Annotated in this window: 16 protein-coding genes and 1 other annotated feature; of the genes, 15 read left to right on the top strand and 1 reads right to left on the bottom strand. The window is 30.7% G+C overall.

The genetic code is table 11. The annotated features are described in order from the left end of the window. Nucleotides 1–21: 21 nt before the first annotated feature. The 3 genes from ytxC to thrS all read left to right on the top strand — a co-directional run bounded on the left by ytxC (nt 22) and on the right by thrS (nt 4,512). The gene (gene ytxC, locus ACFWUA_RS00200) at nt 22–879 is read left to right on the top strand and encodes a sporulation protein YtxC (protein WP_416198169.1); all 858 of its coding nucleotides are present in this window, start codon (nt 22–24) and stop codon (nt 877–879) included. 94 nt (nt 880–973) lie between these two features. Further along, nucleotides 974–2,302, top strand: coding sequence for a histidine--tRNA ligase (gene hisS, locus ACFWUA_RS00195; protein WP_416198168.1), 1,329 nt, complete (start codon nt 974–976; stop codon nt 2,300–2,302). 299 nt (nt 2,303–2,601) lie between these two features. Beyond that, the gene (thrS, locus tag ACFWUA_RS00190) at nt 2,602–4,512 is read left to right on the top strand and encodes a threonine--tRNA ligase (RefSeq protein WP_416198167.1); all 1,911 of its coding nucleotides are present in this window, start codon (nt 2,602–2,604) and stop codon (nt 4,510–4,512) included. Between the two features lie 22 nt (nt 4,513–4,534). On the opposite strand, the gene ftsH is transcribed toward thrS, so the two are convergent. Next, nucleotides 4,535–6,085 carry an ATP-dependent zinc metalloprotease FtsH gene (ftsH, locus tag ACFWUA_RS00185; protein WP_416198166.1) on the bottom strand — a complete coding sequence of 517 codons (1,551 nt, stop codon included), beginning with the start codon at nt 6,083–6,085 and terminating at the stop codon, nt 4,535–4,537. 195 nt (nt 6,086–6,280) lie between these two features. On the opposite strand from ftsH, the gene pepV reads away from it, so the two are divergent. The 12 genes from pepV to ACFWUA_RS00125 all read left to right on the top strand — a co-directional run bounded on the left by pepV (nt 6,281) and on the right by ACFWUA_RS00125 (nt 21,063). Beyond that, nucleotides 6,281–7,678, top strand: coding sequence for a dipeptidase PepV (pepV, locus tag ACFWUA_RS00180; RefSeq protein ID WP_416198165.1), 1,398 nt, complete (start codon nt 6,281–6,283; stop codon nt 7,676–7,678). A 212-nt stretch (nt 7,679–7,890) separates the two neighbouring features. After that, entirely contained in the window at nt 7,891–8,433 is a 543-nt protein-coding gene (infC, locus tag ACFWUA_RS00175) for a translation initiation factor IF-3 (RefSeq protein ID WP_416199152.1), read from the top strand. A gap of 18 nt (nt 8,434–8,451) precedes the next feature. Beyond that, entirely contained in the window at nt 8,452–8,646 is a 195-nt protein-coding gene (gene rpmI, locus ACFWUA_RS00170; protein ID WP_416198164.1) for a 50S ribosomal protein L35, read from the top strand. A gap of 34 nt (nt 8,647–8,680) precedes the next feature. After that, entirely contained in the window at nt 8,681–9,031 is a 351-nt protein-coding gene (rplT, locus tag ACFWUA_RS00165; RefSeq protein WP_416198163.1) for a 50S ribosomal protein L20, read from the top strand. Nucleotides 9,032–9,142: 111 nt separating this feature from the next. Continuing rightward, nucleotides 9,143–10,492: a TrkH family potassium uptake protein gene (locus ACFWUA_RS00160; RefSeq protein WP_416198162.1), complete on the top strand. Its 1,350-nt coding sequence runs from the start codon at nt 9,143–9,145 to the stop codon at nt 10,490–10,492. A 15-nt stretch (nt 10,493–10,507) separates the two neighbouring features. Beyond that, nucleotides 10,508–11,155, top strand: a complete 648-nt coding sequence (locus ACFWUA_RS00155) for a potassium channel family protein (protein ID WP_416198161.1) — start codon at nt 10,508–10,510, stop codon at nt 11,153–11,155. A 12-nt stretch (nt 11,156–11,167) separates the two neighbouring features. Continuing rightward, entirely contained in the window at nt 11,168–11,977 is an 810-nt protein-coding gene (gene rlmB, locus ACFWUA_RS00150; protein ID WP_416198160.1) for a 23S rRNA (guanosine(2251)-2'-O)-methyltransferase RlmB, read from the top strand. A 119-nt stretch (nt 11,978–12,096) separates the two neighbouring features. Continuing rightward, nucleotides 12,097–13,119, top strand: coding sequence for a phenylalanine--tRNA ligase subunit alpha (gene pheS / locus ACFWUA_RS00145; protein ID WP_416198159.1), 1,023 nt, complete (start codon nt 12,097–12,099; stop codon nt 13,117–13,119). An 18-nt stretch (nt 13,120–13,137) separates the two neighbouring features. After that, a complete protein-coding gene (pheT, locus tag ACFWUA_RS00140; RefSeq protein ID WP_416198158.1) occupies nt 13,138–15,534 on the top strand; it encodes a phenylalanine--tRNA ligase subunit beta in 2,397 nt (798 codons plus the stop codon). A 117-nt stretch (nt 15,535–15,651) separates the two neighbouring features. Then, nucleotides 15,652–16,221, top strand: coding sequence for a cell division protein ZapA (locus ACFWUA_RS00135; RefSeq protein ID WP_416198157.1), 570 nt, complete (start codon nt 15,652–15,654; stop codon nt 16,219–16,221). Between the two features lie 5 nt (nt 16,222–16,226). Then, on the top strand, nt 16,227–18,662 hold the full coding sequence (locus tag ACFWUA_RS00130) for a DUF3656 domain-containing U32 family peptidase (RefSeq protein WP_416198156.1): 2,436 nt from the start codon (nt 16,227–16,229) through the stop codon (nt 18,660–18,662). Nucleotides 18,663–18,684: 22 nt separating this feature from the next. Then, a complete protein-coding gene (locus ACFWUA_RS00125; RefSeq protein WP_416198155.1) occupies nt 18,685–21,063 on the top strand; it encodes an endonuclease MutS2 in 2,379 nt (792 codons plus the stop codon). A 55-nt stretch (nt 21,064–21,118) separates the two neighbouring features. After that, nucleotides 21,119–21,326 (top strand) — a binding site (T-box leader). Nucleotides 21,327–21,330: the final 4 nt, after the last annotated feature.

Raw genomic sequence — 21,330 nt, 5'->3', positions numbered from 1 at the left:
ACGAGAGAAAGGAGAATTTAAATGGAAATATTATCTATTGGAATCAAGGATAATAAGGAAAAGATAATAAGTACTATAGATGAATATGATTTTGAAGATAAAATTGAAATAGAAGAAGAAAAATTAGGGAATAGAGTTTTTATGAAAGTTTTTCCTAAAGATAAAAAGAAAACAAAGAATGATTCTGATTTCTACAATACTCTTTCTTTATTTATAACTGAAATAATTATCGAGTACTATTTAAGGGATATTATATTAAAAAAAGTATTTTTGAAATATAGTGATTTAAATAGAGATGAAAAAATAGCTATAGTTCATTTAGCAGATGATTTATTGTGCAATGATGATTTTTTTAAAGATGAGAAAAAATTGATTTTTGATGAGGTATATGAATATATTTCTAAAAATAATGAGATATTAGTAGATGGGTTTGTAAATTTTAGGCTGAAAAAATTAGAACCTTTTTTGGATAAGGTAATAGATAATTGCATAGAAGAATTTTTTGCAGACAGAGAGTATCTAGAGTTTATAAAAATACTGCAATATTTTGTAGATATTCAAGAGCCCAAGATGAGTTTAGTCAATTTGGTTGTGAGCAATAATGAATATAAATTGTTTGATATAGATAATAAGGAAATAGATTGCGACCTTTTTAGTGAAGTAATCAGTGAATTGTCAGATGAAGGGATAAGTAGGGATGATATATTGATTAGTTCACTTATTACTATAGCACCCAAAAAAATAATATTTCATGGGAGCGAGGAGAGTAAAAAAACGGAAGTGGTTAAAATAATTAAAAGTGTATTTCCGGAAAAAGTTATATTTTGTACTGGCTGTGAATTATGCCATTTGGAATTTCCGATGAATAGTGAAAAATAGAAGTTGATTCAACTTCTATTTTTATGTGCTTCAAAATATTATAGAAAAATGTTATTATATTGGATAAGACAAATTATTAATGGGAGTGATATGAATGGATAGACAGATAGTTAAGCCTTCAATATTACCAGGATTTATGGAATTAACGCCAAATGATCAAATACTTTTCAATAAAATGCTAGACACTATTAGAAAAAATTATGAAAAATTCGGGTTTTTGCCAATAGATACGCCAGTCATAGAGAAATCTGAAGTTCTTCTTGCAAAGGGTGGAGGCGATACTGAAAAACAAATATATAGATTTACAAAAGGTGATAGTGATTTATCTCTAAGATTTGATTTAACTGTACCATTGGCTAGATATGTAGCACAACATTTTTCAGATTTGACTTTTCCTTTTAGAAGATATCATATAGGTAAAGTTTATAGAGGAGAAAGAAATCAAAAGGGAAGATTTAGAGAATTTTATCAATGTGATATAGATATTATAGGAAACGAAAAATTGGATATCATAAATGATGCAGAAATTCCAAGTGTTATATATTATACTTTTAAAGATTTAGGATTTGAATCTTTTACGATTAAAATAAACAACAGAAAAATATTAAGCGGATTTTTTGAATGGATTCACATTGAAGACAGTGCTGAAGTCTTGAGGACCATAGATAAGATGGATAAAATAGGATTGAATGGAGTTTCAAATGAATTGAGTAAAATAGGATTAAATGAAGAAACTATTGATAAAATAATGACTTTTACTCAGATAAAGGGCACAAATGATGAAATATTATCTAATCTTAAAGAAATGAGTATAGAAAATGATGTTTTTAATGAAGGTCTTGAGGAATTAGCTTGTGTAGTTAAGTATGTAAAATATTTTGGAGTACCTGAAGAAAATTTAGTCATTGATTTAACTATTGCAAGAGGACTTGATTATTATACTGGGACAGTGTATGAAACTTTTTTAAATGAATATCCAGATATCGGTAGTATTTGTTCTGGAGGAAGATATGACAATTTGGCAGAATATTATACAAAACAAAAATTGCCTGGAGTTGGTATATGTATAGGTCTTACAAGATTATTTCATCAACTTAGGGAAGCTAATATAATTGAAAGTAAATGGAATAGTTTGACGGAAGTTCTTGTTATACCTATGGAAGATTGCATGGAGTATGGAATAAAGGTTGGAAATCAATTGAGAAATGAAGATATACATACTCAGATTTATTTAGAAGAAGGGAAAATGGGAAAAAAGTTTAATTATGCAGATAAATTGGGTATACCTTATGTAATAATAATAGGGGCAGATGAGGTAAAAAATGAAAAAATTACTTTGAAAAACATGAAAACTGGGGATCAAACTATGCTTGATATTGACGAAGCAATAAATATTCTTAAAAAGTATAGTCAAATCTATTGACAAAAATGAAAAATAGAGCTATAATCTCTAATTAAAACTAATAGAAATGCTATGAAGGGAAGAGTAAGCTAGTTAATACTCATAGAGAGGGATAGCCTTGGCTGAAAGCAATCCTGAGATATTACTAACTGAAGACCACCCCTGAGCTGAATCCATCCATAGTGGAGAAGGATTTCCGCATATTGCGTTATTTGATTTAAGCACCAATTAGGGTGGAACCACGTGAGTTACCTCTCGTCCCTATGTTTTTAGGGATGAGGGGTTTTTTGTATTTAAAAGTGAAGATAGGAGGTATAAAAATGGATAGAATAAAAATTACTTTGCCAGATGGTTCAGAAAGAGAATATCAAAAAGGCGTAACAGTTTATGAAGTAGCTAAAGACATAAGTGAGGGATTAGCTAGAGTTTCATTGGGAGCAGTAGTCAATGGGAAAATATTAGGACTTAAAGATACTATAGAAGAAGATGCTAATGTAAATATTGTGAAATTTGAAGATAAAGAAGGAAAAGAGATATTTAGACATACTAGTTCTCATATTTTAGCACAAGCAGTTAAACGAATATTTCCAGATGTGAAATTAGCCATAGGGCCTGCTATTGACGAAGGATTTTATTATGACTTTGATACTGAACATAGATTTACTCCTGAAGATTTAGAAAAAATTGAAGAAGAAATGGCTAAAATAGTTAAGGAGAACTATGAACTAGAAAAATTTATATTGCCAAGAGATGAGGCTATAAAATTGCTAAAGGATAAAGATGAGCCCTATAAAGTAGAATTGGTTGAAGATCTTCCAGAAGATGCAGTTATTTCGTTTTACAAACAAGGAGATTTTGTTGATCTTTGTGCAGGGCCTCATTTGCCTAATACTAAAAAAGTTAAGGCTTTCAAACTTTTGAGTATAGCTGGTGCTTATTGGCGTGGTGATGAACACAATAAGATGCTTCAAAGAATCTATGGAACTAGTTTTGAGAAGAAGAAAGATTTAGATGAATATTTAGAGAGATTGGAAGAAGCAAAGAAAAGAGATCATAGAAAATTGGGGAGAGAATTAGACTTATTTAGCATTCATGAAGAAGGACCTGGTTTCCCGTTTTTCCATCCAAAGGGAATGGTAATAAGAAATATGTTAGAGGATTTTTGGAGGGAAGAACATAGAAAAAGAGGTTATGGAGAAATAAAAACACCTATAATATTGAATGAGGAGTTGTGGCATAGATCAGGTCATTGGGATCACTACAAGGAAAACATGTATTTTACAACAATAGATGAAAATCAGTATGCTATAAAACCTATGAATTGTCCTGGTTCCATACTTGTTTATAAGACAAATATGTATAGCTATAGAGATCTTCCAATAAGAATGGCAGAATTGGGACTTGTTCACAGACACGAGCTTTCAGGAACTCTTCATGGGTTGATGAGAGTTAGGAGCTTTACTCAAGATGATGCTCATATATTTATGTTACCTAGTCAAGTAAAGGATGAGCTGATAAAAGTCATTGATTTGGCAGATTATGTTTACAGCATATTTGGATTTAAATATCATGTAGAGCTTTCAACAAGGCCAGAAAATTCTATGGGTACAGAAGAACAATGGGAATTGGCAACTAGCAACTTGATTTCTGCATTAGAAGAGAAAAACATTGACTATATAGTAAATGAAGGCGACGGAGCTTTTTATGGACCAAAGATAGACTTCCATCTTGAAGATGCTATAGGTAGAACTTGGCAATGTGGAACTATTCAGCTTGATTTTCAAATGCCAGAAAGGTTTGATTTGACTTATATAGATAGAAATAATGAGAAACAAAGACCTGTAATGATTCATAGGACTATTCTTGGAAGTATTGAGAGATTTATGGGTATACTTATTGAACACTATGCAGGAAAGTTTCCTGTATGGTTGGCACCAGTTCAAATTTCCATACTTCCTATATCTGACAAGTTCAATGACTATGCATATGAGCTTCAAAAGAAATTTGAAGAAAATGGTATGAGAGTAGAAGTTGATGACAGAACTGAAAAAATAGGTTATAAGATAAGAGAAGCACAACTACAGAAGATCCCTTATATGTTGGTTGTTGGAGAAAAAGAAGTGGAAAATAGATTGATATCTGTAAGGAAGAGGGATGAAGGAGATTTGGGTCAAATTGAAGTGGAAAAATTTGTAGATAAAGTAGTTGAAGAAATAAAAAGCAAGATGTAAAAGGTAGGAAATTTCCTACCTTTTATGTTGCATAATTTACTTTAGATTCATATTGCTTAAATATTTCATCCAATTCTTTGCTGGTTATCGATTCTTGTTTCATAAGTAAATCTGCTATGTGAAATAGTATTATTTTATTATCTTCTATGATTTTTATGGCATTTTCGTAGCATTCATCAATTATTTTTCTTATTTCTTCTTTTATTATATTAAAATTGTTTTTTACATAATATTCATCAATAGAAATGTTTCCAATACTACTCATTCCATAGCTACATACCATCTCTTGTGCTATCTGAGTAGCTTTTGTTAAATCATCTTTTGCACCAGTAGTTATTTCACCGAAAACTATTTGCTCAGCGGCTCTTCCTGCTACGAGGCCTGTGATTTTTGACATCAATTCTTTTTTGGTCATAAGATATCTTTCTTCTTCTGGAAATTTTAAAACATATCCTAGTGCTTGACCTCTTGGAACAATAGATATTTTTTGGACCATATCGGTTTTGAGTATTTTGCTTACTAATGCATGCCCAGATTCATGAATGGCTACAGTCTTTTTCTCTTTTAAAAGTATAGATGGATTTTTAACTTCTAGTCCTGCTAACACTCGTTCAATGGCTTCATTGAAATCATCTTTATCAATCTTGTTTTTGTTTTTTCTTACGGCAATTATAGCTGCTTCATTTGCAATATTTGCAAGTTCCGCACCCGAAAGTCCGTGGGTTTTATTAGCTATTTCGTGGATAGAAATATCTTTGCATAAAGGTTTGTTATTAGTATGGACTTCCAATATCTTTTCTCTTGCTTTGATGTTTGGATTTCCCACATAAATATGTCTATCAAATCTCCCAGGACGAAGAAGTGCTTCATCTAATAAATCAAGTCTATTTGTAGCACCTATTACTACTACTGTCTCACTGGTATTGAATCCATCCATTTCTGCTAGAAGTTGATTTAAAGTCTGATCTTTTTCGTTGTTAGAATCTAAATTTCTTTTTGCACCAATAGCATCTATTTCATCAATAAATATTATGCTTGGAGCTTCTTTTTTAGCTTTTTCGAATAAGGTTCTTACTCTTTTAGCACCAACGCCTACATATTTTTCAACAAATTCTGAACCACTTGCATATAAAAAAGTTGAATCTGTTTCTCCAGCTACAGCTTTGGCAAGAAGAGTTTTGCCAGTGCCAGGGGGACCGTAGAATAATATGCCTTTGGGTATTTTTGCACCCATTTTGGTATATTTTTGTGAGTTATTTATAAAATCTATAGTTTCTTGCAACTCTTCTTTTATTTCTTCAAGTCCTGCAACGTCTTTAAATGAAGTATTAGGCTTATTGTTTTCTTTTGAGCCATCTTTTTCATTAGATAGAGCTAATGGGGCTAGTTGTGGATTTGAGTCTAACTGTATATAGTATATAACAAAAATTGTAGTCAATGCCCAGATTAAAAATCTGTCCCAGTTGGTAATATGATGAAAAATATTAGTTGGAAAATATTTATCATAAAAAAGGAAAGATGATAAAACTATCCCCAATATAGATATAGCAAAAATTATTTTTTTCTTTTGCAAACTATCCCCACCTTTTCATATTTTGCTATTAATAGTTTAACCATTTATTTTTTTTAAAATTCATAAGAAAGTGTTTGTTATATAAAAATAAAAAGAAGAATGTTGAAGGAAATATTTTGTAAAGGTATAATGAAAGTGAAGTATTAAATTATCAAAGATACACAATATATAAGAAATTAATAGGGAGGTTATATGATGAATTTTGTAGATTTGGTCGAAAGTTATAGAGAAGATATTATAAAATCAACTCAAGATATAGTGAGCATAAAGAGTGTTGAAGGTGAAAGTAGTACTTTAATGCCTTTTGGAGAAGGACCATATAAAGCATTGGAATATATATTGAATTTAGGTAGTAAAATGGGGTTTAAAACAAAAAATTTAGATGGTTATGCAGGATATATTGAGTTTGGAGAAGGAAGTGAAACTGTGGGCGTATTGGCTCATGTAGATGTAGTTCCAGAAGGAGAGGGGTGGACATACCCACCTTATGGAGGAGAAATTCATGATGAAAAGATTTTTGGAAGAGGAACTTTAGATGACAAGGGACCTGCTATATCAAGTCTTTATGCTATAAAGGCTATAAAGGAATCAAATGTTAAAATAAATAAAAAAATTAGAATGATAATTGGTACAAATGAAGAAACTGGTTGGGGATGTATGAAGTATTATTTTGAACATGAAAGTGCTCCAGACATGGCTTTTACACCCGATGCTGATTTCCCAGTTATTCATGGCGAAAAAGGGATAATAGCTTTTGATTTAGTTAAAAAACTTGAAAATATATCTTGTGGAGACATACAGATTAAGTCTATAAATGGCGGAAATGCAGTAAATATGGTACCAGACTATTGTGAAGCATTGTTGAAAGTAAGAGATATAGATAGTCTACATAAAAAATTGATAAAGTTTATAGAAAAAACAGGATATAATCTTTCTATGGAACGTAAAGGAGAATTAGTTAAAATAAAGGCAAGGGGCGTTTCTGCTCATGGAAGTACTCCTGAAAAAGGTGAAAATGCTATTACTTATTTGATGTCATTTTTAGGGAATATAATAAATTGCCATTGTGACATATGCGACTTTATAAATATTTATAATAAGAAAATAGCATTTAAACATCATGGGGAAGAAATAGGATGTGGATTTGAGGATGATGTTTCTGGTAAATTAAACTTTAATCCAGGAGTTATTAAAACTACTGATGAGGAAATAAGACTTTCAATAAATGTTAGATATCCTATTAAATCTAGTGCTGAAGATGTCTATGAAGGCATTAGAAAAAGTTTAGATGGCACAAATATTGTTCTTGTAGAAGATAAGGATGGGATGAAACCATTGTATGTGCCAAAGGATAATCCACTTGTTGAAAAACTTATGAAGGTTTATAGGGAAGAAACTGGAGATATGGAGAGTGAACCTATAACTATTGGAGGAGGGACTTATGCTAGGGCAATGAATAATGCAGTAGCTTTTGGACCAGTATTTCCAGGGCAAGTAGAAGTTGCTCATCAAAAGAATGAATATATTTCAATTGAACATTTAATGAAAATTACTAAAATATATACAAAAGCATTATATGAGTTGGCAAAATAAATTTTTGTAAAAAATATGAGAAGTTGATTGACAAATTTAAGTTATTGACATATAATGTGTAAGGAAAGTAAATATTGAGTGTTTAAGTAGAAGTATCCGCTTCTCACCTTATAGCTATGGCTCATAAGGTTTAAATTTGAGTTTTTAAAAGTATATTTATATACTTTTGTGGAGATGTTTTTGAATGAAAAGCGGGTATTTATACTCGCTTTATTTTATTTATTAAATTTAGGAGGTGGCGTAATATTAAAGAACTTCAAATCAATGAAGAGATAAGAGATAAGGAAGTGAGACTTATTGATGTAGACGGGTCTCAATTAGGAGTTGTTTCAAGTAAAAAAGCTTTAGATATTGCTTATGAAAGAAAGTTAGACTTAGTGAAGGTAGCTCCTAATGCAAAACCACCAGTATGCAGGATAATGGATTATGGCAAATATAAATATGAGTTAGCTAAAAAAGAAAAAGAAGCTAAGAAGAATCAAAAGGTCATAAATGTCAAAGAAGTGAGACTTACACCAAGCATTGAGAGTCATGATTTAAATGTAAAAGCTAAGAGGGCCATTGAATTTTTGAAATCTGGAGATAAGGTAAAGGTAAGTGTGAGATTTAGAGGTAGAGAATTGGGTCATACTGATATAGGCAAAGAAGTGTTGCTAGAATTTGCAGATATAACTTCAGAAGTTGGCTCTATAGAAAAAGAACCTAAACTAGAAGGTAAAAATATGGTTATGTATTTAGTGCCAAAAGCAGAATAGAAGAAGGAGGTATTTGTTATGCCAAAAATGAAAACTCATAGAGGAGCAGCGAAAAGATTTAAAAAGACTGGAACAGGTCAATTAAAGAGATATAAAGCTTATAAAAGTCATAAAACTGGCAAAAAATCACCAAAGAGAATTAGAAATTTAAGAAAAGGCACATTGGTTAGCGATGCTGATTTAAAGAGAATGAAAAAAGTATTACCTTACTAGAAAACAATTATGGGAAGTGAAGGAGGTAGTTTAGATGGCAAGAGTAAAAGGTGGAGTTAATGCTAAGAAGAAACATAAAAAAGTACTAAAACAAGCAAAAGGTTATTATGGAGCAAAAAGTAAATTATATAGACCAGCCAATCAAGCAGTCATGAAATCTCTAGATTATGCTTATGTTGGTAGAAAATTGAGAAAAAGAGATTTTAGAAAAATGTGGATAGCAAGAATAAATGCTGCTGCAAGATTGAATGGCATGAATTATAGTACATTTATAAATGGATTAAAGAAAGCAAATATAGATATCAACAGAAAAATGTTATCTGAAATGGCAATAAATGATCCAGAAGGTTTCTCTAAATTAGTAGAAATTGCGAAGAGCAAGTAAAATAAAAGTTCCGATATCGGAGCTTTTATTTTTTCAATAGTTTATTTTATAATAATAAATACTTATAATGTAATAATAAACTTAGTATTGTGCGATTTAGGAGATGAGAATATGGTTTTTTTAAAAAAGAGATTGGTTAAATTGGAACTTAATCCCCCAAGAGTATTAGCAATGGGATTTGGCGGACTTATACTAATAGGCGCAATTCTTTTAAATTTACCAGTAGCTTCAAAAACCGGTGAAAGCATTGGATTTTTAAATGCATTGTTTACATCTGCATCTGCTGTTTGTGTGACAGGACTTGTAGTGGTGAATACTGCTGAATTTTGGTCACTTTTTGGTCAAGTAGTAATTATAATTCTTATTCAAATGGGTGGACTTGGATTTATGACCATGGCTACATTGGTAGCACTGATATTGGGGAAAAAGATAACTCTAAAAGAAAGATTGATTATAAAGGAACAGCTTAATCAAGAAACTATGTCGGGATTGGTTAAATTAACCAAGTATGTTATTTTAGCTACTTTTTTAATAGAAGGCATAGGAGCTATTTTGTTGTCTACCAGATTTATACCTGTATATGGTCTTGATAAGGGAATATGGTTTTCTATATTTCATTCTATTTCTGCTTTTTGTAATGCTGGTTTTGATATCATTGGAAATAGTATGGTGCCTTTTGTAGGGGATATAGTAGTTATATTAACAATTAGCTTTTTAATAATAATAGGTGGCTTAGGCTTTTCTGTATATATAGATATTTCGAAAAATAAGAAATTAGGTAGATTGTCGCTACATTCAAAACTTGTTTTGGCTATTACTCTTATATTAATTGTGGCTGGTACTATTCTTATTTATTTGATTGAGTGGGATAATCCAGCGACATTGCAACCATTAGGTGTAAAAGATAGAGTTTTGGCTTCGTTCTTTCAATCTGTAGTTACAAGAACTGCAGGGTTTAATTCAGTTGATATGGCTAAACTTGAGGATACTAGTGTATTTATTATGATAATATTGATGTTTATAGGTGGTTCCCCTGGTTCTACAGCTGGAGGTATAAAGACAACAACCTTTGGTGCTATAATACTTACAACTCTTACGGTTATCAAGGGGAATAAAGATGTAGTAGCATATAAAAAGAGAATTCCCCAAGAAATAATATATAGATCTCTAGCTATTGCAAGTGTGGGAGTGTTTTTAGTCACTGTAGTATCTTTGATATTGACTCTATCAGAAGATGCTACTTTTCTAGATTTGTTGTTTGAGACTACTTCTGCTTTTGGAACAGTCGGATTGACTAGAGGGGTTACACCAAATTTAAGTGATTTTGGAAAGGTCCTAATAACTCTAACTATGTATTCTGGCAGAGTAGGGCCATTGACAATGGCTTTTGCCTTTGCAAAGAGGCAAAAAAATAATTCAAGTAGTTATAGATATTCTGAAGGAAATATATTGGTGGGATAGAAAGGAGATATATGTATGAAACAATTTGCGGTTATAGGATGCGGAAGATTTGGCTCTAGTGTAGCGAAAACATTGTATAATTTGGGAAATGAAGTATTGGCTATAGATAAAGATGAAGAAATAGTTCAAGAAATATCCGAACATGTAACTCATGCAGTACAAGCTGATGTTATGGATGAAAATGTATTAAAAGAATTGGGAATTAGAAATTTTGATGTGGTAATTATAAGTATTGGCTCTGATTTAGAAGCTTCTATATTGGCTACTTTGATCGCTAAAGAGTTGGGGGTTAAATGGGTTATAGCTAAAGCTCAAAGTGAATTACATGGAAAAGTATTATCAAAGATAGGAGCTGATAAGATTATTTTCCCAGAGAGAGATATGGGAGTTAGGGTTGCACACAATTTGGTTTCTACCAATGTACTAGATTTTATAGAATTATCGCCTGATTATAGCATTGTTGAAATAACAGCTATCCCTGAATGGGAAAATAAATCACTTAGAGAATTAAAACTTCCTACGAAATTTGGAATAAATGTAATGGCTATAAAGAGAGAAAAGTATATTAATGTTTCACCTTATGCTGATGATGTAATTTTACCTGGGGATATACTTATAGTTATTGGAAATACTGAAGATATAAGGAGAGTAGAGAAAGCGTAGGTGTTTACTATAATGAAAGATATAACTAGTTCTTCAAATCCAATCATAAAAGAGGTAAAAGGATTATATAAAAAAAAGGAAAGATGGACTAAAAATTTGTTTATTGTAGAAGGAGTAAAAATAGTAGAAGAGTGTATAAGATGGGGTAAAACCCCAAAGTATACACTCTTTTCCGATGAACTCTTTTCTGTAAATGGAGGCGAAGAACTATTTTCTATCTTAAAAAATAAAAATAGTCAAAATTTGATTAAAGTACCCAATAGTTTGTTTAGAGAATTGGCAGATACTGAAAAGCCTCAAGGTATATTGGCAGTTGTTGATTTTAATATTTCAAAAATAGATGAAGTAGTTAAAAATAAGGGAAATTTTATTATTATTTTAGACGAACTACAAGATCCAGGAAACGTTGGAACAATAATAAGATCTGCAGATGCCTTTGGTGCTAGTGGCATAATAATGACGGAAAATTGTGTAGATGTATATAATCCTAAAGTAGTTCGTGCTACTATGGGTTCATTATTTCATATACCAATTATATATATGAAAGATAAAAAAGAAATCATAAATTATTTGAAAGATAGAAAAATTAAGATATATACTACTTCTTTGAAAGGTGAAACCTATATTTATGATGTCGATTTTAACGAGGATTTTGCATTTATAATAGGAAATGAAGCTAAAGGTGTTACGGAAGAAATGATAAAATTTGCAGATTTACTCATAAAAATACCTATGGAAGGCAATGCTGAATCACTAAATGCAGCTATTGCCTCCTCTATTATTATGTATGAAGTAGCAAGACAAAGGGCCAATATTTCTTGAGTTTTAGATACTCTAGTGCTATAATTTAAGGAAACAATTAGAATTTTATGACTTCAATTTCATGAAATAGGTCTTGTTTTTATATAGTTTTTACTATCAGGTATGAAAGGAGTTTAAGCATGAAAGAAAAGATATATAAGATTAGAGAAGAAGCAATGAATGAAATCAGTAAAATGAAAAGCATGGATGAGTTGGAAGAACTGAGAATTAAATTTTTAGGTAAAAAAGGAGAGCTTACACAGGTACTTAGAGAGATGGGAAAACTTTCCAAAGAAGAAAGACCTGTTGTTGGTGAAATAGCCAATGATGTGAGAAAGGATATAGAAGCGGAACTAAATTCTAAAAGAGAGCGTTTAAAAAATGAAATGAAAAAAAAGAAATTAGAAAAAGAGAGAATAGATATATCTATGCCAGGGAAAGAGATAATTTTAGGTCACAGACATCCTTTAATGGCAACTATAGAGGAATTGGAAAATATATTTTTAAGTATGGGTTTTAGCGTGGTCTGCGGTCCGGAAATTGAGACGGTTCAAAACAATTTTGATGCATTGAATTCACCGGAAAATCATCCTTCAAGAGATTTGTCAGATACATTTTACATAACAGAGGATATGCTTTTGAGAACTCATACTTCACCTGTGCAAATAAGAACCATGAGAGAGAGAAAACCACCTTTAAGGATAGTATCAGCTGGAAGAACTTTTAGATTTGACGATGTAGATGATACACATTCTCCGATGTTTCATCAACTAGAAGGTCTCGTGGTTGATGAAAATGTAACAATGGCAAATTTGATGGATACTATTAGTACATTTATAAAAGAGTTATTTGGAGAAGATATGGAAACTAGATTTAGACCACATTATTTTCCATTTACAGAACCAAGTGCAGAAGTAGATGTATCGTGTGTAAAATGTAAGGGAAAAGGTTGTGAGGCATGTAATGGAACAGGATGGAGTATGGAATTGTTGGGATGTGGAATGGTAGACCCAAAAGTACTTGAAAATTGCGGCATAGATCCTGAAAAGTATAGTGGATTTGCTTTTGGCTTAGGAATAGATAGAATTGCTATGGTTAAATATGGCATAAACGATATAAGATTGTTGTTTGAAAATGATATGAGATTTTTAAATCAATTTTAGTTGCATAGGAGGATAGAAATGTTATTACCAATAAAATGGCTAAAAGATTATGTAGATATTAATGTGGATTCAAAGATATTAGCTGATAAATTGACATTGTCAGGTTCCCATGTAGAATCTATTATAGAATTAAATAGCGAGATAGAAAATGTAGTAGTGGGACATATTTTAGAAATTAAAGATCATCCCAATGCGGATAAGCTATGTATTACTATTACAGATGTAGGAAGCGAAAAACTTCAAATAGTTACAGGTGCTACCAATATTAAGGAAGGAGATTATGTGCCTGTAGCATTGGTTGGAGCAAGACTTCCTGGTGGAGTTAAGATAAAGAAAGGTAAATTAAGAGGAGAAGAGTCTTTTGGTATGCTTTGCTCATTAAAGGAATTGGGAGTAAAGGATAGTGTTATACCTAAAGAGCAAAAAGATGGTATTTTCATATTAGATAAAGAATACCCATTGGGAATGGATATAAAAGAAGTGTTAGGATTGTATGGAGAGGTAATAGAATTTGAAATAACACCTAATAGACCAGATTGTTTAAGTATTGTGGGAATGGCTAGAGAAACTTGTGCTACTCTCAATAAGAAAATGAAATATCCTAGCATAAAAATAAACAAGGAAGAAGATAATATAAATGATTATTTGAGAGGAATTGAAATTTTAGATAAAGAGCTTTGCAATAGATATTTTGCAAGGGTTATAAAAGATGTGAAAATTGCAAGTTCACCACTTTGGTTACAAACTAGGCTTATGGAAGCTGGAGTGAGACCTATAAATAATATAGTTGATATAACAAACTATGTTATGTTAGAATTTGGAGAACCTCTACATGCTTTTGACTTGGACAAAATAATAGATAAAAAGATATATGTAAGAAAAGCATTAGAAAATGAAAAACTTGTTACTATTGATGGAGTAGAGAGAAGTTTAAATTCCTCTAATTTAGTTATTGCAGATGGAGAGAAACCTGTTGCTATAGCTGGTATAATGGGTGGATCAGAAACTGAAGTAACTGATGATACAAGGACTATTTTAATAGAAGCTGCAAATTTTAATGATAGAAGTGTAAGACTTACATCAAAGTCATTAGGGCTTAGAACAGAAGCTTCTTCAAGATTTGAAAAAGGAATAGATCCAAATTTATGTCAAATTGCATGTAATAGAGTATGCCAATTAATTGAGGAAATAGGAGCAGGGAAAGTAGTTGGTGGCTATTTTGACAATTATGTACAAGAAAAAAAGGAAACTAGTATTGTTATAAGGCCTAAAAGGGTACATAAACTACTTGGTATAGAGATTGAAAAAAGCAAGATAATAGAAATACTTGAAAGTTTGGAACTTAAGGTGGAAGATAAAGGTGAATTTTTAGAAGTTCTAGTCCCTACTTTTAGATTGGATTTAGAAAGAGAAATTGATTTGATTGAAGAAATAGGGAGAATATATGGATTTCATAATATAAAAAATGAGCCATTAGTTGGAGTCCTCACAAGAGGTGAGAAACCTTATGATAGGCAAATAGAAGATAAATCTAAATCCATTCTTCAAGGGCTAGGAGCAAATGAAGTCATGACTTATTCATTCATAAGTCCTAAAGCCTATGATAAAATGAATTTGAAAGAAGATAGTGCGAAAAGACAATGTGTACAAATAATCAATCCTCTTGGTGAGGATTATAGTGTTATGAGGACTACTCTCATGCCAAATATGATGGAACTATTGTCTAGAAATTATAATTATGGTGTGGAAAGAGCTTTTGCTTTTGAAATTGGGAATATTTTCATACCTAGAGAAATTCCTGTGAAGACTTTGCCTATAGAGAGGAAAACACTATGCATAGGAATGTATGGAGAAGCTGATTATTTCTATTTAAAAGGCGTAGTTGAAACATTTCTAGAGAGATTAGGAATAGTTAAATGTAATTATTTAAGGGAAGAAAATCACCCTACATTCCATCCTGGAAGAACAGCGAATATTATATATGAAAACAAAGTATTAGGAGTTATGGGTGAAGTGCATCCTGATGTGTTAGAAAATTATGATATAGATGAACGAGTTTATATTGCAGAATTGGATTTTGAGGGTATAGTTGAAATTGCTGATTTAGACAAGAAATATAAGCCATTGCCTAAATATCCTGCTATTGTTAGAGATTTAGCTATTGTATTAGATGAAGATATTATGTTTAGAGATGTCGAAGGAGTGATTTGGTCAAAAGGCGAGGGGCTTATAGAGAAAGTTGAATTGTTTGATGTATATACAGGAGAACAAATACCAAAAGGTAAGAAGAGTGTAGCATTTTCAATTACCTATAGATCTCATGAAAGAACTCTAAAAGATGAGGAAGTTTCACAAATTCATCAAAATATAGTTCATGAAATAGAGGAGACTTTTAAAGCCAATCTTAGAAGTTAAACTTTAAAATTAAAGGGGTAGATAAAATCTACTCCTTTAATTTAGTGAAAAATGAAGGAAAAAGAAGATTTAGGTAGAATAGATATATATGAATTAAATTAAGGGAGAGGGTAAGTTATGACAGAAAAGAAAAAAGTAAATGTAAATATAAATGGTCGTAACTTTACGGTTGTAGGTAATGAGACAGAACAATACGTTAAAGGTATTGCTGCTTTTGTAGATGAAAAGATAAAGAATGTAGTTTCCAACAATGATAGATTGAATGATTCTATGGCATCGATTCTTGCTGCATTTAATATAGCAGATGAATATTATAAGACTTATGTTGAGCTAGAAAAACTAAAAAAAGAAGTGAAGGAACCTTTAGAGCAATATGAAAAATTTTCAGAAGACTTAAATGTGGCAAATAAAAAAATTGATGAACTAGAAAAAGAATGTAGTATATATAAAAACGAGTTGTTGGAATCTAAAAGAGCTCACGAAAGTACAGATAAATTGATAAAAAAATATAAGCAAGCTTTAGATCTCAAAGAAGAAGAACTAAAAGAAAATGAGAGGACAATAAAAGAATTGCAAGATAAATTGTTTCAAAGCCAAATTGCATTGGTTGAAACAAAAAAAGAATTAGAAGAACTTATGAGAGAATTTGACAATGATAAAAAAGTTTTTGATGGGGAAGAAGGTTAAATCTAGTGGTAAAAAATAATAGTTATGTGGAATTGTTATCTCCTGTAGGTAATATTGAAGCATTATATGCTGCTATTCAGAATGGTGCAGATGCAGTTTATTTAGGAGGAAAGCTTTTTAATGCAAGGCAATATGCATCTAATTTTGATATGGAAGATTTAAAAATTGCAGTTGAATATGCACATTTGAGGGGAGTAAAAGTTTATGTCACTGTAAATATTTTGTTTAGTGATAAAGAAATTGAAAAAGCGGTAGATTATATAAAATATCTATACGAGATAGATGTGGATGGACTTATAGTTCAAGACCTTGGAATTAGTTATTTAATTAAAAAACTTTTCCCTCAATTTGAGCTTCATGGCAGTACTCAAATGACTATTAACAATTTGCAGGGAGCACTTTTTTTAGAACAAATGGGATTTAAAAGAGTTGTATTGGCTAGAGAATTGTCTATAAATGAAATTAAATATATAAAAGAAAGAAGTAATATAGAACTAGAAGGATTTATACATGGAGCTTTATGTGTTTGTTATTCTGGTCAGTGTCTTATGAGTAGTATGATTGGGGGACGAAGTGGAAACAGAGGTACTTGTGCTCAACCTTGTAGGATGCCATATACTCTTGTTGATATAGAAAATGAAATGACTGTATTTGATAAATTAGAGGGGAAATATATTCTAAGTCCTAAGGATTTAAATACTATTGAAGATATAGATAAGATAGTAGATAGTGGCTTAAAATCTTTAAAAATTGAAGGAAGAATGAAAAAGCCAGAATATGTAGCTCTAGTTGTTAGTAAATACAGAAAGGCATTAGATAGAGGAATAGATGAAATAACAGAGGAAGATAAAAAAGAATTATTGGAAATATTTAATAGAGGATTTACAGGTGGGTATATACTAGGAAATTTTGGAAAAGAGTTCATTTCTTTAGATAGACCCAACAACAGAGGAGTTTATCTTGGAAAAGTTGTGAAAGTGGATCGCAAATATGTTTATATAAATTTAGAAGATGATTTAAATATAGGAGATGGAATTGAATTTACAAAGGATAAAAATGAATATGTAGGGATTATATCAAATACATCAGGGAAAAAAGGTTCTATCATAAAAATTGACAGTCTAAAAGGTATAAATAACAATTCATTAGTATATAAAACATCTAACAAGGAATTGCTGGAAAAAACAAGGGAAACTTTTGAAGGTGTTCAAAATATAAAATACCCCATAAGTGTGGAAATTTATATCTATATAAATAAAAAGGCAGTTTTAATTATAAAAGATGAAAATTATACTATAAGTATTGAAAGTGAAGAGTTAGTAGAAAAGGCACAAAAAGTTTCTCTGACGGAAGAAAGAGTTCGAAGTCAGCTGGAAAAACTGTCTGATGAACCTTATTATATTGACAATTTAAATATTTATCTCGAAGAAGGTTCTTTTTTATCTATAAGTAGTTTAAATAAATTGAGAAGACAGGGAATAGATTTATTAAATGAAAAAAGAAAGAATTTCAATCATAGAGCTAAAATAGATGAAAATTTGTTTGAAGAAAGGATGGAAAATTTTTTTAAATTTAAAAATGGAATCAAAGATACTCCAAATAAAAGATTGTCCATTAAAGTGTCTAAAATAGAGCAATTTGAAAAGTTGGATTTGAATAAACTTGATAGAATTTATTTAGGATTTGACGATGATTTGGAGAATTGTTTAAATGAAATAAAAAAGAGAGGAAAGGAAGTTTATATTTATACAGACAAAATCCTTAATGAAGATGAATTAAAAAGGTTAAATAAAAAATTAGTTCAAGTATATAAAGAAATAGATGGAGTATCTGTATCTAATTTAGGGACGCTTAATCTTGTTAAAGATAATTTTCAATTTAATATTCATGGGGATATAGGACTAAATGTATATAATAGCATTGCAGCTAGAGCATTGAAGGAAAATGGAGTAAATAGTATCACATTATCTCCTGAACTGACTCTGCAACAGATAAAAGAAATTTGCCAAAAAGGTGAAAATATATATGAAACTATTGGATATGGATATTTACCGCTAATGGTTATGAAACATTGTCCAATAGCTTTAGGGAAAGGTTGTGGAAATAACAAAAATTGTAAATATTGCAAATTTAGAAGTGGATATGGTATAAAGGATAGACTAGGTAAAATTTTCCCTATCGTTAGAAATGAAAGTATAACTACGATTTATAATAGTGTTCCTCTTATGGTTATAGAAGAGTTAAATAGTATTTATGATAGTGGAGTAAACATGATAAGAATAGATTATACATTTGAGGAAGATAATATTTATTCTGTACAGGAAGTCTTTTATGAATATATAAATGGGAATTTGAGCGAAAGAGATTTAGAGATATTTTTGGATTTTTATAGAAAAAATACAGGTTTGACTAGAGGACACTATTTTAGAGGAGTTTTATGATTTTTGTATTTGAGGTGATGAAATGAATGAAAAGACATTAAAAGTATTAGAATACTATAAAATAATTGATAAGTTAAAAGAGAAGACAGAATCTTCTTTAGGAAGGGAAATAGCAAACAATCTTAAACCGTCAACTGATATAGAAGAAATAGAACGTATGCAAAGAGAAACTGACGAGGCTTTGTCTCTTTTAATTAAAAGAGGTAGTCCTCCTCTATATGGTATTAAGGATATTAGAACAGAAGTTAAAAGAGCTGAAATAGGAGGTGTATTATCACCTGGTAGTTTACTTAAAATTTCTGATTCTTTGAGGGTTTCACGAAGTCTTAAAAATTATATAAAAGAAACAAGAGAAGATAAAGATTCAAATTATCCTATAATAGAAGGACTTGTAAATGAATTAAAATCTTTTAGAAACATTGAAGAAAATATAAATAATGCAATCATAAGTGAAGAGGAGATATCTGACAACGCCAGTCCTCAATTAAAAACTATACGAAGACAAATAATAGCTAAAAATGATGCAATAAGAGATAAATTAAATTCAATAATAAATTCATCAAGTTATAAAAAATATTTACAAGATGGTATTGTTACTGTGAGGGAAGGAAGATATGTAGTGCCTGTAAAGCAGGAAAATAAATCAAATTTTCCTGGATTGGTACATGATCAATCTTCAAGTGGTGCTACATTGTTTATTGAACCTATGGCTGTTGTGGAATTAAACAATGAATTAAAAGAATTAGAGATGAAAGAGCAAAAAGAAATTGAAAGAATATTATCTGAATTGACATCGATAGTTGCCGAAGAATCTGAGAGTATAATTGAAAATCAAAAAATACTAGAAAAAATTGATTTTATATTTGCAAAGGGTAAGTTAGCTCTTGATATGGATGCTACCAAGCCAATCCTCAATTCTGAAGGATATATAGATATTAAAAAGGCCAGACATCCATTATTAGAGGTAAAAAGGGTAGTACCAATTGATTTATATATAGGGAAGGACTTTAACACATTAGTTGTTACAGGGCCTAATACCGGAGGAAAGACTGTTACTTTAAAAACTGTAGGATTATTGACCTTAATGTCTCAAGCAGGTCTTCACATACCAGCAGATTATAATTCCAGAGTAGCTGTTTTTAATTATGTATTTGCAGATATAGGTGATGAACAAAGCATTGAGCAAAGTTTAAGTACTTTTTCTGCTCATATGACCAATATAGTTGAAATACTTGAAAATATAGATCAAAACAGTTTAGCACTATTTGATGAGTTGGGAGCAGGAACAGATCCTACAGAAGGTGCAGCACTTGCTATGTCAATTCTAGACTATTTATATGGAATAAATGTAAGAACTATAGCTACTACTCACTATAGTGAGTTAAAAGTATATGCATTGACTAAAGAGGGAATAGAAAATGCATCTGTAGAATTTGATGTGGAAACTTTAAGCCCGACCTATAGGTTATTGATTGGTGTTCCAGGAAAATCTAATGCTTTTGAAATTTCTAAACGTCTTGGACTCAACGATTATATAATTGACCATGCAAGAGAACTCATTTCAAAAGAAAATATCCAGTTTGAAGATATACTTCAAGCCATAGAAAAAGATAGGCGAATAGTTGAGGAAAACAAAATTGAAACAGAAAAATTGAGAGAAGAAATTGAAAAATTAAAAGAAGAATTGACTAGAGAAAAGGAAAAAACCTCAAATGCAAGAGAAGATATAATTAGAAAGGCAAAAGAAGAAGCAAGAATTATAATTAAAAGGGCAAAAGAAGAAGCAGACAGTATAGTTGATGAATTAAGAGATATTTCTATTGAAATAGAAAAAGAAAAGAATAAGAAAATTCAGGAAGCCCAAGATAGATTAAAAGAAAATCTTAATGAAGTAGAAAAAGATTTATCAGGTAATTTGCTGAAAGTTAAGAACAATAAACCTCCTAAAAATTTAAAAGAAGGAGAAACAGTAGAAATACTATCATTAGGACAATATGGAACTGTACTTTCTCAAGCGGATGCTGATGGAAATGTAAATGTTCAAGTAGGTATTATGAAGGTAAAAGTTCATATATCTAATTTGAAAAGGGCTAAAGAAGAAAAAACAATACAATCACAAGTAAGTACTAAAAATATAATTAAGAATAAATCCCAAAATATAAAAAATGAGTTGGATTTGAGAGGGGAAACTTTAGATGAAGCATTGTTAGATTTAGATAAGTATTTAGATGATGCTTATCTAGCAAGATTGAAAGAAGTATTTATAATTCATGGGAAAGGTACAGGAGTTTTAAGAGAAGGAATAACTGGTCTTCTAAAAAGTCATAAACATGTAAAGTCTTATAGATTAGGTAAGTATGGTGAAGGAGGAAGTGGAGTTACGGTGGTAGAACTTAAATAAGCCCTTGAAATAATGATGATTGTATTGTATATTTATAATTAATAATTATATAATAGATAATTCTGTGAAAGGGATAGTAGGGTATATTGTTTTGTCAAAGCGAATTGGGGATGGTGAGAGCCCAATACGAAGATATACTTGAAGAGAGCCTTGGAGAATAACATCTGAAAAAAATAGTAGGATGTTACGCAATTGCGTTAAAAGTCATGAGTGGGCAAATTGCCAACTAGAGTGGTAACACGGGATATACTCTCGTCTCTTTATGGA

The sequence above is a fragment of the Sporanaerobacter sp. genome (genome assembly GCF_047830725.1).
In the GTDB taxonomy this organism is placed as follows: domain Bacteria; phylum Bacillota; class Clostridia; order Tissierellales; family Sporanaerobacteraceae; genus Sporanaerobacter.
This window is presented reverse-complemented; position numbering and strand designations above follow the sequence as displayed.